Source organism: Achromobacter sp., from assembly GCF_057314935.1.
This window is the reverse complement of sequence record NZ_DBHKZA010000064.1, coordinates 1-13,271: the sequence shown is the minus strand read 5'-3', so window position 1 is coordinate 13,271 and position 13,271 is coordinate 1. Positions and strand designations below refer to the sequence as shown.

Genomic DNA, 13,271 nt, shown 5'->3' with positions numbered 1-13,271 from the left:
AGCAGTCGCAGCACCTAGCAGTCGCAACACAAGTCCTGGTAGCAACACCTAGCAGTAGCAGCACCTGCAGTACGGCCGCGGCGTCACAGCCGCGGCCTTTTTATTGCGAGGGAAGACTGGAGCGCGCATCCTGTCCAAGGAAAACCGCCACGGGTCGCACTCCCCATCCCTCTCCTCGATCGACAGCCAAAAAAAAGCCGCGACACAAGTTCGCGGCTTTTTCATGCGTCAAGCGATTCAGCTGAAGAATTCCTTCACGCGGTCCGTCCAGGACTTGCTTTGCGGCGAGTGGCGGTCGCCCCCGTCGTTCAGCGACGTCTCGAACTGGCGCAGGATGCTCTTCTGGTCTTCGCTCAGGCGCACCGGCGTTTCCACCACGACGTGGCAGTACAGGTCGCCCGGATAGCTGCCCCGCACGCCGCGGATGCCCTTGCCGCGCAGGCGGAAGGTCTTGCCGGACTGGGTGCCTTCGGGAATCGAGATCTCGGCTTTACCGCCCAGCGTGGGCACCTGAAGCTCGCCGCCCAACGCCGCCGTGGTGAACGGGATGGTCAGCTCGCAGTGCAGATCGTCGCCGTCGCGCTGGAAGATCTTGTGCTGCTTGATGTGGATTTCCACATACAGGTCGCCCGGAGGGCCGCCGTTGATGCCCGGCTCGCCATTGCCGCTGGAGCGGATGCGCATGCCGTCGTCGATGCCGGCCGGAATCTTGACCTGCAGGGTCTTGTTGCGGCGGATACGGCCCACGCCGTCGCAGGCCGGGCACGGATCGGTGATTTCCTTGCCGTTGCCGTGGCAGGTCGGGCAGGTCTGCTGCACGCTGAAAAAGCCTTGCTGCATGCGCACGGCGCCCGAACCGCCGCAGGTGCGGCAGGTCTTGGGCGAGGTGCCGACCTTGGCGCCGGAGCCGTGGCAGGTGTCGCAATTTTCCCAGCTGGGGACGCGGATTTCGGTATCGAAACCGGCCGCGGCCTGCTCCAGCGTGATTTCCAGCGCGTACTTCAGGTCGGCGCCGCGATACACCTGCGGGCCGCCGCCGCGACGGCCGCCACCGCCCCCGCCGCCGAAGATTTCGCCGAAGATATCGCCGAAGGCGTCGGCAAAACCGCCGCCCATGCCCGCCCCGCCCATGCCGGCGGAGTTGGGGTCGACGCCCGCATGGCCGTAGCGGTCATACGCCGCGCGCTTCTGTTCATCGCCCAGGACCTCGTAGGCTTCCTTGGCTTCCTTGAACTTCTCTTCGGCTTCTTTGCTGTCCGGATTGCGGTCCGGGTGGTACTTCATGGCCAGCTTTCGATAGGCCTTCTTGAGTTCGTCGTCCGAGGCGTTTTTCGCTACGCCCAGGACTTCGTAATAGTCGCGTTTTGCCATGATCCGTGGGCTCAAAAACGAGCCGTCTTTTCAGTGCTACAGAATGAGTTCGCCCGGTAGGCGGATTTCTCCGGCTACCGGGCGGCAGAGGCTGGTCAGCGCCCGGCCATTATTGGTCGCGCTTGACTTCCTTGAAGTCGGCGTCGACGACGTTGTCGTCCACCGGCTTCGCGTTGTCGGCCGCTTGTTGCTGGCCGGCGGCTTGTTGCGCCTGCATGTCGGCGTACATCTTCTCGCCCAGCTTCTGCGATGCGGTCGACAGGGCTTCCACCTTGGCGTCGATCGCGGCCTTGTCGCCTTCCTTCAGCGTGTCTTCCAGGTCCTTGATGGCGGCTTCGATGCTTTCCTTTTCGGAAGCTTCGAGCTTGTCGCCGTACTCGGTCAACGACTTGCGGGTGGCATGCACCAGCGCGTCGGCCTGGTTGCGCGACTGGGCCAGTTCGGCAACGCGGTGATCTTCCTCGGCGTTGGCCTCGGCATCCTTGACCATGCGCTGGATCTCGTCTTCCGACAGACCCGAGTTGGCCTTGATGGTGATCTTGTTTTCCTTGCCGGTGCCCTTGTCCTTGGCGGACACGTGCAGGATGCCGTTGGCGTCGATGTCGAACGTGACTTCGATCTGCGGCATGCCGCGCGGCGACGGCGGGATCCCTTCAAGGTTGAACTCGCCCAGGGCCTTGTTGCCCGCGGCGATTTCGCGCTCGCCCTGGAACACCTTGATCGTCACGGCCGGCTGGTTGTCGTCAGCGGTCGAGAAGGTCTGCGAGAACCGGGTCGGGATCGTCGTGTTCTTCTGGATCATCTTCGTCATCACGCCGCCCAGGGTTTCGATACCCAGCGACAGAGGCGTCACGTCCAGCAGCAGCACGTCCTTGCGGTCGCCCGACAGCACGGAACCTTGGATGGCGGCGCCAGCGGCGACGGCTTCATCGGGGTTCACGTCCTTGCGCGGATCCTTGCCAAAGAATTCCTTCACCTTTTCCTGGACCTTGGGCATGCGGGTCATGCCGCCGACCAGGATCACGTCGTCGATGTCGGAAACCTTCACGCCGGCGTCCTTGATGGCGACGCGGCAGGGCTCGATCGTGCGTTCGATCAGTTCTTCGACCAGCGCTTCCAGCTTGGCGCGCGTGATCTTCAGGTTCAAGTGCTTCGGACCCGAGGCATCCGCCGTGATGTACGGCAGGTTGATTTCGGTCTGCTGAGCGGACGACAGTTCGATCTTGGCCTTTTCAGCGGCTTCCTTCAGGCGTTGCAGCGCCAGCACGTCCTTGGACAGGTCAACGCCTTGTTCCTTCTTGAACTCGGCAATGATGTAGTCGATGATGCGCTGGTCGAAGTCTTCGCCGCCCAGGAAGGTGTCGCCGTTGGTCGACAGCACTTCGAACTGCTTTTCGCCGTCCACGTCGGCGATTTCGATGATGGACACGTCGAACGTGCCGCCACCCAAGTCATACACGGCGATCTTGCGGTCGCCCTTTTCGGTCTTGTCCAGGCCGAACGCCAGCGCGGCAGCGGTGGGTTCGTTGATGATGCGCTTGACTTCCAGACCGGCGATGCGGCCGGCGTCCTTGGTGGCCTGGCGCTGGCTGTCGTTGAAGTAGGCGGGCACGGTGATGACGGCCTCGGTCACTTCTTCGCCCAGGTAGTCCTCGGCGGTCTTCTTCATCTTGCGCAGCACGTCGGCCGACACTTGGGGAGGCGCCATCTTCTTGCCGCGCACTTCCACCCAGGCGTCGCCGTTGTCGGCGCGGGCAATGGTGTAGGGCATCAGATTGATGTCCTTCTGCACCGCCTTTTCTTCGAACTTGCGGCCGATCAGGCGCTTCACCGCGTACAGGGTGTTGCGCGGGTTGGTCACGGCCTGGCGCTTGGCGGGTGCGCCGACCAGGGTCTCGCCGTCGTCCATGTAGGCGACGATCGAGGGGGTGGTGCGAGCGCCTTCCGCGTTTTCAATGATTTTGACCTGCCCGCCGTCCATGACAGCCACGCAGCTGTTGGTCGTGCCCAGGTCAATGCCAATAATCTTGCTCATGGTGGGTACCTTGAATTAAATCTATGAAAATAGAGGGAAACTTCTTGTCCCCACATAACTGGGGCTACTCGCAGGGTTTTTCAAGACGCCTGGCCGGAATTTTCCGCACCCGGGTCCTGCAACCGCTGGATTGCCGCCGTGAACTGGGGCAATCCGGGCCAGCCGGTGATGCGTCCAAGCCGTTTTCCGGCCCGGTACAGCACAAAAGTGGGGACACCATGCAGGGAAAAGCGGCGGCCCAAGGGCTCGTCGGCATAGACATCGGCTTCGAACCACGTCAGGCCCAGGCCCAACAAGGCCTCCTGATGCAGCAACGCCGCCTGCTTGAACAGATTGCAGTTATAGCAATCCTGGCCCCACAGGAACACGCAGCGCAAATCCGACCCCGGCGCCTGGACCACGGCGGCATCGAATCCCGCGGTGTCGACATGACGCATGCCGAACACCTGGAAGACCTGAGCCGGATCGAAACGGGGATCGGTCATTGCGTGCCGAGCCGCGATCAGCCTTGGCCCGCGGACACCACCACCAGCGCCGGACGCAGGGTCCGGTCGGCGATGGCGTAGCCCTTTTGCAGCAGCTGCAACACGGTGTTGGCGGGCTGCGCGTTGGGAATCGACGAAATGGCTTGATGCAGGTGCGGATCGAACTTGTCGCCCTGGGCCGGTGCGATTTCCTTGAGCAGATTGCGCTCGAAGGCTGCGGCCAGCTGCTTCAGGGTGACTTCAACGCCTTCCCGCAACGTGTCAACGGTCTGGTCGGGCTGGGCCAATGCGGCTTCCAGGCTGTCCTTGACCGGAACCAGGCTTTCGGCGAACGACTCGATGCCGAACTTGCGCGCCTTGGACACTTCTTCCTGAGCGCGGCGGCGCACGTTCTCGGCTTCGGCGTGCACACGCAGAAGCTGGTCGTGCTGCTCATTGACGGTAGCCTGGGCGGCGTCCAGTTGGGCGCGCAACTCGTTCAGCTCGGCCTGTGCGGCGTCCTGGGCGGCGGGGGCCGCGTCGGCGTTCTGGCCGACTTCGGGCGTCTGATCTACAGGCTCGTGGGGTGCCGTCATGGGGAATCCTCCAAAAAGAATGGCTTTCGCAGACATGAATGGGGGCCAATACCCCTATTTCAAGCCCGGGAAAGCGAAATATTCCCTGACGGCGCCCGCCCGGGTCCCGGGCGGAGCGGCCGCTTACTTCTTGTGGGGCTGCGCCGGCGCGACCGGGTCGCTGGCCGGGAAGCTTTCCTTCAGCGCACGGTCGACGTGCGCGTCGTCGTCATCCGGCTCGGACCGGATCGCGATGGGGTCGCTGGCCGGAAAGGTCTCGGCCAACGCTTCGTCCAGATCGTGCTCGACCTGATCCTCATCGACGGGGGTGGAAACCGTCCCCTTTTTTACTACCTTGCCGCTCTTGGGATCATGGTGCATGCGCCTTCTCCTTCAAGTCCGTGGTGGCCCGGGATGTCAGCGGCCAGCCCTGCAAGTTCCGTTCCACCATGCCAGCCAAGCCGGCGATCCATGCGGGATCGTCGTTCAGGGCGGGGATGTACCGGAATTGCTTGCCGCCTGCCCCGACAAACGCGTCGCGGCATTCCAGGCTGATCTCTTCCAGGGTTTCCAGACAGTCTGCCACAAATCCCGGACACACCACATCCACCTCCGTCACCCCCGAGGCCGCCAGCGCCTTGAGCGTGGGCTCGGTATAGGGCTCCAGCCAGCGGGCAGTGCCGAAGCGGCTCTGGAAAGTCACTTCGATCTGTTCGCGGGGCAAGGACAGGCGCTGCGACAACAGGCGCGCCGATTCCATGCAATCGCGATAGTAGGGGTCACCCAGTTCGATCGAATAGCGCGGCAGGCCGTGAAAGCTCATCACCAGCTTCTGCGGCTTGCCCTGTTCGCGCCAAAAGGATTCGATGCGCGCGGCCAGCGGGTCCAGCCAGGCCGGATCTTCATGGAAACGCTTGGTGAAGCGCAGCTCGGGCTGGTCGCGCAGGCGCGCGGCGTGGCGGGTCACTGCGTCGACCACGGTGGCCGTGGTACTGGCGGCGTACTGCGGATACAGCGGCACGGTCAGGATGCGCTCGCAGCCCGCGGCCCGCAAGCGCGTGATCGCGTCGGGGATCGACGGGTTGCCGTAGCGCATGCCCAATTCCACCACGGCATCGATGCCCGCCGCGTGCAGGGCCGCGCGCACGCCGTCCGCCTGGCGCTGGCTGTAGACCATGAGGGGCGACCCTTCCTTGAGCCACACCCCGGCATAGCGCGGCGCCAGCTTCTTGGGGCGCATCGTCAGCACCAGCCCGTGCAGGATGGGCTTCCACAGGTAGCGGGGGATTTCGATGACGCGCGGGTCGGACAGGAATTCGCCCAGGTATTTCTTGATGCCGGCCTTGTCCGGCGTGTCGGGGGTGCCCAGGTTCACCAGCAGCACGCCGACCTTGCCCGGCCCGCGCGGCGGCGGATCTTCGTTGAAGGGGTCGTCCTGCTCGCTTTCCGGCAGGTAGCGTTCAGGCCACAGGTACTTGAACAGGCGAAGAAACACAAAAACTCCCCTTCCTCCGCAAGGAGGATGTAGCTTTGAATGGACCTACTGGTTGTGGCTGAGGGCGTTGGACAGCAAACGCGCCGTGATATCCACGATGGGAATGACGCGTTCGTACGCCATGCGAGTGGGACCGATCACGCCCAGCGTGCCGACCACCTTGCCGTCCACGCCATAAGGCGCGGTAATGACCGACACTTCTTCCATCGGCACCAGTTGCGAGTCGCCGCCGATGTAGATCTGCACCCCCTGCGCGCGGCTGGACACGTCCAGCAGCTGCAGCAGGTCCGTCTTCTTTTCGAACAGCGAGAACATCTTGCGCAACCGGTCCATGTCGGACGCGATGTCCGTCACGTCCAGCAGCTTGCGTTCGCCCGATATGATCATGGCGTCGCCGTCTTCGGCGGCTTCGGCGCTGGCTTCCACCGCCGCCTGCATCAGGCGCGAGATGTCTTCGCGCAGCTGGGCGAGCTCGGTGGACAAGGTCTGGCGCACCGCATTGAAGGACTTGCCGGCGAAATGCATGTTGAAGAAATTGCCGGCTTCCAGCAATTCGGCTTCGACGTAATCGCGCTGCACGAACAAGATGCGGTTCTGGACGTCGCCGTCGGGGGTGACGATGATCAGCAGCACCCGCTTGTCGGACAGCCGGATGAATTCGATCTGGCGGAACACCTGGGCGCGCTTGGGCGTGAGCACCACGCCCGCGAACTGCGTCAGGTTCGACAGCAGCGCGGCCGCGGCATTGACGGCGCGGGTGGGTTCGGCGGCCGACAGCATTTCGCCCATATTGTGCGGTTGCAGCTGATAGGACTGCACGGCCAGCAAGGAATCGACGAACATGCGGTAGCCCCGCGGCGTGGGAACACGGCCGGCGGACGTATGCGGGCTATGGATCAGCCCCAGCTCTTCCAGGTCCGCCATCACATTGCGGATCGTGGCCGGGGACAAGTCGAAGACTTTCGATAGCGTCCGCGAGCCGACTGGCTGCCCATCGGCGATGTAGCGTTCTATCAACGCTTTCAGTAGTGCGCGTGCGCGGTCATCCATAACAGGTATTTTAGGGAATCTTTTCCAATTAAGGCGATTTTTGTCCCGCAAGCGGATATGCGGCCCCATATAATCGGCTAATCAGCCCCCTCCGGGCGGGTTTCGGCTTTCTGGCTTTACCTTTTTCGATACGCACGCATCCATGCACTTTCCTACCGTCGCCCTGATCGGCAGATACCAGGACACCGGCCTGGACACACCGCTGAGAGCCCTTGCGCACGCGCTGACGCAAGCGGGCAGGCACGTGCTCATCGATGCCGATACCGCGCGCAATACCGGCCTGACCGAATACCCGGTCGCCACCCTCGAGGAAATCGGCCAGCACGCGTCGCTGGCCGTCGTCATGGGCGGCGACGGCACCGTGCTGGGCGCGGGCCGCCACCTGGCGCCCTTCGGCGTGCCGCTGGTCGGCATCAACCATGGCCGGCTGGGCTTCATCACCGACATCCCGCTGCAGGACGCGCATGGCGCGCTGGCGCGGGTGCTCGAAGGCAGCTTCCAGATCGAGGAACGCATGCTGCTGGAAGGCAGCGTGTGGCGGGGCGACCAGAAGATGTATTCCGCGTCGGCCTTGAACGACGTCGTGCTGAACCGCGCCGGACGCGGCGGCATGATCGAAGTGCGCGTGGAACTGGACGGCGCCTTCATGTACACGCAGCGCGCCGACGGCCTGATCATCGCCACGCCCACCGGCTCCACCGCGTACGCCCTGTCCGCCAACGGCCCCATCCTGCATCCCGGCATGAACGCCATGGTGCTGGTGCCCGTCGCGCCGCAAACGCTGTCGAACCGCCCTATCGTGATCCCCGACACCGGCGTGCTGAACATGACCCTTACTGCCATGGGCCGGGTCGAAGTAGGCGCCAGCGTCCATTTCGACATGCAGACCTGGTCGGACCTGCAACCGGGCGACCGCATCGTCGTGCAGCGCGCGCCCTATACCATCCGCTTCGTGCACCCCGAGGGCTACAGCTTCTTTTCCACCCTGCGCCGCAAGCTGCATTGGAACCTGATGCCCCAAGCCACCGACAACGTAGAGTAGTAAGCGCCCCGACATGCTGCGCACCCTGCATATCCGCGACTTCGTCATCGTCGAGCAGACCGAGATCCATTTCGGCGCCGGCTTCACCGTTTTCTCCGGCGAGACCGGCGCAGGCAAATCCATCCTGGTGGATGCGCTGGCGCTGGCCCTGGGAGAACGCGGCGACGCCAGCATGCTGCGCGAAGGCGCGCCCCGCGCCGACATCACCGCCGTCTTCGACACGCCCAAGTCGCTGCACGCCTGGCTGGCCGAACGCGAGATCGACGCGGACGACGAGCTCTCGCTGCGCCGCGTCATCGATGCGCAGGGCCGCAGCCGCGCCTATATCAACGGCACGCCCGCCACCGTGGCCCAGTTGCGCGAACTGGGCGACAGCCTGGTGGACATCCACGGCCAGCACGCCCATCAAAGCCTGATGCGCCCCGACGCACAGCGCGACCTGCTGGACGCCCACGGCGGCCACGGCGATCTGCGCCAGGCCGTCGGCCAGGCCTGGAAGCAATGGCGCGCGCTGGCGCGGCAGCTGGAAGCCGCCGAGAAAGACGCCGCCAGCCTGGCTACCGAGCGCGACCGCATCCAATGGCAGGTTCAAGAACTGGATCAACTGGCGCTGGGCGCGGACGAATGGGATTCGCTGCAATCCGAGCACACCCGGCTGTCGCACTCCCAATCGCTTCTGGACGGCGCCTCGCAGATCCTGGAAGCGCTGGACGGTGAAGGCGATTCCGCACACCACCGCATCACGGCGGCCAATCACCGCATTCAGCAGATGCTGCGGCACGACCCCGGCCTGCAAGGCGTGCATGACGAACTGGAATCCGCCCGCATCGCGATCAGCGAAGCCGTATCGGACCTGAACAACTACGTCAGCCGCGTCGACCTGGACCCCAAGCGCCTGGCCGAGGTGGAATCGCGGCTGGGCCTGGTGTTCGAGACCGCCCGCAAGTTCCGCGTCGAACCCGACGCGCTGTGCGAACTGCGCGACTCGCTGCACGCCGAGCTGGCGGCATTACAGGCCGCGGGCGACATCGATGCCCTGCGCGCCCAGTCCGCAGCCGCCCAGGCGCAATACGATGCGGCGGCCGCCAAACTCACCACTGCCCGCCGCAAGATCGCGAAAGACCTGGGCAAGCAGGTCACACAGGCGATGCAGACGCTGGCCATGCAAGGCGGCAAGTTCGAGCCCACGCTGGCAGCGTCCGCGCCGTCCGCGCACGGTAATGAACAAGTTGAATTCCTGGTGGCCGGCCACGCCGGCACCACGCCCCGGCCGCTGGCCAAGGTGGCCTCGGGCGGTGAACTGTCGCGCATCTCGCTGGCGTTGTCCGTCATCGCCAGCCGCGCGGCCCGCGTACCTACGCTGATTTTCGACGAAGTCGACAGCGGCGTCGGCGGCGCGGTAGCGGAATCCGTCGGCAAATTGCTGCGCGAACTGGGCGAACGCCATCAAGTGCTGTGCGTCACCCACCTGCCGCAGGTCGCCGCCTGCGGCAATAACCAGTTCCTGGTCAGCAAAACCGAATCGCGCGGCACCACGCGCTCCAGCATCGAAGAGCTGGACGCCCCCGCCCGTGTGGAAGAGATCGCCCGGATGCTGGGCGGGATCAAGCTCACCGCCACGACGCGCGAACACGCTCGCGAAATGCTGGAAGGCTTCGGCCAACCCGCCGCCTGACGGCCGCCCGCCTCCGGACAAGCCCCGCGGCCATGCCCCGGGGGTTTTTCGGGTTTCTTTATTTCCCGCCCAACAAAAAGCCCCTTCGATCAGAAGGGGCTTTGGATCTCACGAACCCGCGGCGAGCGCGGCCGTAGGCCGTGGGACGAACGCAGGCGGCTTAGCGGCCTTTCAGGCAGCTGCCGCAGATGCCGTACAGCACCATCGCGTGGCTTTCCAACGCGAAGCCGTTGTCCTTGGCGATCTTTTGCTGGCGCTTTTCGATGTCCGGGTCCGAAAACTCGACCACCTTGCCGCAATTCGTGCAGATCAGGTGATCGTGGTGATCGCCGTCATTGAGCTCGAACACGGCCTTGCCGCTGTCGAACTGGCTGCGGGCAAGAATGCCGGCCTGTTCGAACTGCGTCAGCACGCGGTAGACGGTCGCCAGGCCGATTTCGACGTTTTCGCCAATCAAGGCGCGATAGACGTCTTCGGCGCTGAGGTGCCGCTGGTCGGATTTACGGAAAATATCAAGAATTTTCAGGCGGGGAAAAGTCGCCTTCAAACCCATGTTCTTCAGTTCGCTTTGGTCGCTCATGGTGTAATCGCTCTCCGTCCGCGTTGGCATGGGCAAGGATGTGGGGCGCGCCGCGAGCCGGCTCCCCTGAATTCATGCCGCCCCGCGGAACTATCCTTATGAAACCTTTATGATAACGGTTTTGTCTGCTTCCAAATAATAGGGGCGCGTAGTGTCCATGATTGCACGAATTCCCTCCCGCTCGCTGAAGACCGGATTGGCCGTTGCCGCCCTGGCCGTCGCCCTTGCCGGTTGCACGGGAGACAAGTGGGGCTTCCCCTACAAGGCTGGCGTCCAGCAAGGTAACTGGATCACCCAGGAACAGGTCGCCCTGCTGCAACCCGGCATGACGCGCGAACAAGTGCGCTTCGCGCTCGGCAGCCCCACGCTGACCAGCGTGCTGCACGCCAATCGCTGGGACTACCCCTACTACTACAAGCCCGGTTACGGCGAAGCCCGCGAACGCAAGTTCACCGTCTGGTTCGAAAACGACCGGCTGACCCGCTGGGAAGGCGACAAGCAGCCTGACCTGCAACCCTATCAGCTGAACACCCCCAGCTCCACGGCCGACGAAAAGGCCGACAAGCGGCTGGACCAGGACGAAGCCCGGCTGAAGGAAGAAGCGGATCAGAAGAAGCGCGACTCGGCCGCCCCGGTCAGCCCGCTGAACCAGTACCCCGGCCAACCCGGCAACTCGCCCGAGCCGCTTCGCTAACCCCCAAGGATTCTTTTACATGCGTATTGCAATTGCCGGCGCCAGCGGCCGTATGGGCCAGATGCTGATCGATGCCGTCCTCAAGTCCACCGGCCTGCAACTGACGGTTGCGCTGGACCGCAAGGGCTCCGCCGCCCTGGGCCAGGATGCCGGCGCACCGCTCGGCCAACAGACGGGCGTCTCCATCACCGACGACCTCGACGCGCTGGCCCAGGCCGACTGCCTGATCGACTTCACCCGTCCCGAAGGCACGCTCGAGCACTTGCAGGCCTGCGTCAAGCACGGCACGCGCGCCGTGATCGGCACCACCGGTTTCGACGACAACGGCCGCGCCGCGATCGACGTGGCCGCGCAGAAGATCGCCATCGTGTTCGCGCCCAACATGAGCGTCGGCGTCAACGCCACGCTCAAGCTGCTGGACATGGCTGCCCGCATCCTGAATTCCGGCTACGACGTCGAAGTGTTCGAAGCGCACCACCGCAACAAGGTCGACGCGCCCTCGGGCACCGCCTTGAAGATGGGCGAGACCATCGCATCCGCCTGGGACGTCGCCCTGCCGGACGTGGCCACCTGGAGCCGCCACGGCGACACCGGCGTGCGCAAGCCCGGCACCATCGGCTTCTCGGTCCTGCGCGGCGGCGATATCGTCGGTGACCACACGGTGTCGTTCTGCGGCATCGGCGAACGCATCGAGATCACGCACCGCTCGGCCAGCCGCGCCACCTACGCGGAAGGCGCGTTGCGCGCCGCGCGCTTCCTGGAAGACAAGCGCAACGGCCTGTACGACATGCAATCGGTGCTGGGCCTCTAAGGCCGCGCCAATGCAAAAAAGGATCCCTCGGGATCCTTTTTTTTCGCCTGCGTAAGGCCGTTTGGCATGGCGCGCCGGCCGATCACACCACCACGGGCTCCGGCTCCAGCCTGACGCCATAGCGTTCGGCGACGGCCTGCTGGATCGCTTGTGCCAATCCCATGATGTCCGCCGCGGTGGCCCCGCCACGATTCACCAGCACCAGCGCCTGCCGGTCGTGCACGCCGGCCGCGCCCAACGCCCGCCCCTTCCAGCCGCATTGGTCGATCAGCCAGCCTGCCGCCAGCTTGTAGCGGCCATCCGGCTGGGCATACGACACGAGTCCGGGAAATTGCTTCACCAGGCTGTCGCGCACGCTGGCCGCCACGATGGGATTCTTGAAGAAACTGCCTGCATTGCCAGTCACGGCGGGGTCAGGCAGCTTGGCGCGGCGGATCTCGCACACCGCCTCGAAAATGTCGCGCGCCGTGGGCGTGCCTTGCGCCAGCCGCGCATGGCGCTGCAGGTCGGGATAGCCCAGCACGGGCCGCCAGGGCCGGGGCAACGCGAAACGCACGCTGACGATGATCCAGCGGCCCGGCGCGTCGTGCTTGAATGCGCTGTCGCGATAGGCAAAGCGGCAATCAGCCGCGCGCATTTCAACCAGCCGCCCCGCCGGCACATCCCACGCGGTCAGGCTATGGAAGCGCTCTTCGAACTCCACGCCGTAGGCACCGATATTCTGCACCGGCGCGGCCCCCACCGTACCCGGAATCAGCGCCAGGTTCTCCAGGCCGTCCCAGCCATGGTCCACGCAGGCGGCAACAAAGCCGTGCCAGTTCTCGCCGCCCGCCGCCTCGACCAGCCAGGCGTCAGAGCGCGCCTCCAGCAAACGCATGCCCTTGAACGCCACGCGAGCCACCAGGCCGGGGACCTGCCGGGGCAGCACCACATTGCTGCCGCCGCCCAGCACGAGCACGGAATCGGCCTGCCGCGCCAGGTCAGACAATGCCGGCAATTGCGCAGCATCGTCCACGGTGACAAACGCCTCGGCTTGGGACGCCAGGCCCAGCGTATTCAGCCGGGTCAGGTCTTGGGTAACGGGGGTCAACGCGACAGGCGCAAGGTTGATGGCGGCAGGATTTGACATGGGTGCTACTGGCTATGCTATAGTTTCTGTCTTCGCTCATATTACTTGATTGAGTGTTTGGGTTTGATGTTCAGCAGTGGCATCCAGGGGTAAAACCCGGAGGGGTAAAACCCGGTGGCCATTGCCGCTTTCTTCAAAAGCCGCTCTGCAAAGGGATTCCGGCGAAAAAAGCAAAAAACGTCAGGCTCATGACAAACTCAAAAAAATCATGTAGAATGCGCGCCTTCTGATCGATAACCAAGTTGATCAGAGTGAATAAAAAAACAGGTTCTGAGCAGTACTGGTCGGAACCCATGCGGGAGTAGCTCAGTTGGTAGAGCGCAACCTTGCCAAGGTTGAGGTCGCGAGTT

The 13,271-nt window shown here is 64.2% G+C and carries 14 protein-coding genes; 4 read left to right on the top strand and 10 right to left on the bottom strand.

From position 1 onward, the window contains the following. Positions 1–237: 237 nt before the first annotated feature. The 7 genes from dnaJ to hrcA all read right to left on the bottom strand — a co-directional run bounded on the left by dnaJ (position 238) and on the right by hrcA (position 6,990). Positions 238–1,371 (bottom strand): molecular chaperone DnaJ, encoded by a 1,134-nt coding sequence (dnaJ, locus tag ACO6D5_RS21605; RefSeq protein WP_315526434.1) that lies wholly within the window; start codon positions 1,369–1,371, stop codon positions 238–240. A gap of 109 nt (positions 1,372–1,480) precedes the next feature. Beyond that, entirely contained in the window at positions 1,481–3,406 is a 1,926-nt protein-coding gene (dnaK, locus tag ACO6D5_RS21600; RefSeq protein WP_006223548.1) for a molecular chaperone DnaK, read from the bottom strand. An 80-nt stretch (positions 3,407–3,486) separates the two neighbouring features. Next, on the bottom strand, positions 3,487–3,891 hold the full coding sequence (locus ACO6D5_RS21595) for a thioredoxin family protein (RefSeq protein WP_485826471.1): 405 nt from the start codon (positions 3,889–3,891) through the stop codon (positions 3,487–3,489). A 17-nt stretch (positions 3,892–3,908) separates the two neighbouring features. Then, positions 3,909–4,466 (bottom strand): nucleotide exchange factor GrpE, encoded by a 558-nt coding sequence (grpE, locus tag ACO6D5_RS21590; RefSeq protein ID WP_315526427.1) that lies wholly within the window; start codon positions 4,464–4,466, stop codon positions 3,909–3,911. A 123-nt stretch (positions 4,467–4,589) separates the two neighbouring features. Continuing rightward, complete coding sequence (locus tag ACO6D5_RS21585; protein ID WP_315526425.1) at positions 4,590–4,826, bottom strand: hypothetical protein; 237 nt, start codon at positions 4,824–4,826, stop codon at positions 4,590–4,592. Further along, positions 4,816–5,940 carry a ferrochelatase gene (gene hemH / locus ACO6D5_RS21580; protein WP_485826470.1) on the bottom strand — a complete coding sequence of 375 codons (1,125 nt, stop codon included), beginning with the start codon at positions 5,938–5,940 and terminating at the stop codon, positions 4,816–4,818. Before hemH ends, ACO6D5_RS21585 begins: the two co-directional genes overlap by 11 nt. A 45-nt stretch (positions 5,941–5,985) precedes the next feature. Next, on the bottom strand, positions 5,986–6,990 hold the full coding sequence (hrcA, locus tag ACO6D5_RS21575) for a heat-inducible transcriptional repressor HrcA (RefSeq protein WP_006223542.1): 1,005 nt from the start codon (positions 6,988–6,990) through the stop codon (positions 5,986–5,988). 142 nt (positions 6,991–7,132) lie between these two features. Here hrcA and ACO6D5_RS21570 point away from each other — a divergent pair, with 142 nt between their 5' ends. Both ACO6D5_RS21570 and recN read left to right on the top strand, forming a co-directional pair. Next, positions 7,133–8,032 (top strand): NAD kinase, encoded by a 900-nt coding sequence (locus tag ACO6D5_RS21570; protein WP_315526419.1) that lies wholly within the window; start codon positions 7,133–7,135, stop codon positions 8,030–8,032. 13 nt (positions 8,033–8,045) lie between these two features. Further along, positions 8,046–9,707: a DNA repair protein RecN gene (gene recN, locus ACO6D5_RS21565; protein ID WP_485826469.1), complete on the top strand. Its 1,662-nt coding sequence runs from the start codon at positions 8,046–8,048 to the stop codon at positions 9,705–9,707. A 160-nt stretch (positions 9,708–9,867) separates the two neighbouring features. Here the strand turns inward: recN and fur are convergent, their stop codons facing one another. Further along, complete coding sequence (gene fur / locus ACO6D5_RS21560) at positions 9,868–10,287, bottom strand: ferric iron uptake transcriptional regulator (RefSeq protein WP_006223539.1); 420 nt, start codon at positions 10,285–10,287, stop codon at positions 9,868–9,870. A gap of 157 nt (positions 10,288–10,444) precedes the next feature. Here fur and ACO6D5_RS21555 point away from each other — a divergent pair, with 157 nt between their 5' ends. Together ACO6D5_RS21555 and dapB are read left to right on the top strand one after the other, a co-directional pair. Then, entirely contained in the window at positions 10,445–10,981 is a 537-nt protein-coding gene (locus ACO6D5_RS21555; RefSeq protein WP_315526412.1) for an outer membrane protein assembly factor BamE, read from the top strand. Between the two features lie 19 nt (positions 10,982–11,000). Next, a complete protein-coding gene (gene dapB / locus ACO6D5_RS21550) occupies positions 11,001–11,792 on the top strand; it encodes a 4-hydroxy-tetrahydrodipicolinate reductase (protein WP_485826468.1) in 792 nt (263 codons plus the stop codon). Between the two features lie 82 nt (positions 11,793–11,874). Here the strand turns inward: dapB and murB are convergent, their stop codons facing one another. Both murB and ACO6D5_RS21540 read right to left on the bottom strand, forming a co-directional pair. After that, positions 11,875–12,921 (bottom strand): UDP-N-acetylmuramate dehydrogenase, encoded by a 1,047-nt coding sequence (murB, locus tag ACO6D5_RS21545; protein WP_485826467.1) that lies wholly within the window; start codon positions 12,919–12,921, stop codon positions 11,875–11,877. A gap of 133 nt (positions 12,922–13,054) precedes the next feature. Further along, positions 13,055–13,271, bottom strand: a 217-nt coding sequence (locus ACO6D5_RS21540; protein ID WP_485826466.1) for a hypothetical protein, incomplete at its 5' end; no start/stop codon positions are given.

Coding starts and splice junctions, on each gene's coding strand:
- grpE (WP_315526427.1), bottom strand. CDS start 4,466: ATGACGGCACCCCACGAGCCTGTAGATCAGACGCCCGAAGTCGGCCAG.
- dnaK (WP_006223548.1), bottom strand. CDS start 3,406: ATGAGCAAGATTATTGGCATTGACCTGGGCACGACCAACAGCTGCGTG.
- fur (WP_006223539.1), bottom strand. CDS start 10,287: ATGAGCGACCAAAGCGAACTGAAGAACATGGGTTTGAAGGCGACTTTT.
- dapB (WP_485826468.1), top strand. CDS start 11,001: ATGCGTATTGCAATTGCCGGCGCCAGCGGCCGTATGGGCCAGATGCTG.
- hrcA (WP_006223542.1), bottom strand. CDS start 6,990: ATGGATGACCGCGCACGCGCACTACTGAAAGCGTTGATAGAACGCTAC.
- dnaJ (WP_315526434.1), bottom strand. CDS start 1,371: ATGGCAAAACGCGACTATTACGAAGTCCTGGGCGTAGCGAAAAACGCC.
- murB (WP_485826467.1), bottom strand. CDS start 12,921: ATGTCAAATCCTGCCGCCATCAACCTTGCGCCTGTCGCGTTGACCCCC.
- ACO6D5_RS21570 (WP_315526419.1), top strand. CDS start 7,133: ATGCACTTTCCTACCGTCGCCCTGATCGGCAGATACCAGGACACCGGC.
- ACO6D5_RS21595 (WP_485826471.1), bottom strand. CDS start 3,891: ATGACCGATCCCCGTTTCGATCCGGCTCAGGTCTTCCAGGTGTTCGGC.
- recN (WP_485826469.1), top strand. CDS start 8,046: ATGCTGCGCACCCTGCATATCCGCGACTTCGTCATCGTCGAGCAGACC.
- ACO6D5_RS21585 (WP_315526425.1), bottom strand. CDS start 4,826: ATGCACCATGATCCCAAGAGCGGCAAGGTAGTAAAAAAGGGGACGGTT.
- ACO6D5_RS21555 (WP_315526412.1), top strand. CDS start 10,445: ATGATTGCACGAATTCCCTCCCGCTCGCTGAAGACCGGATTGGCCGTT.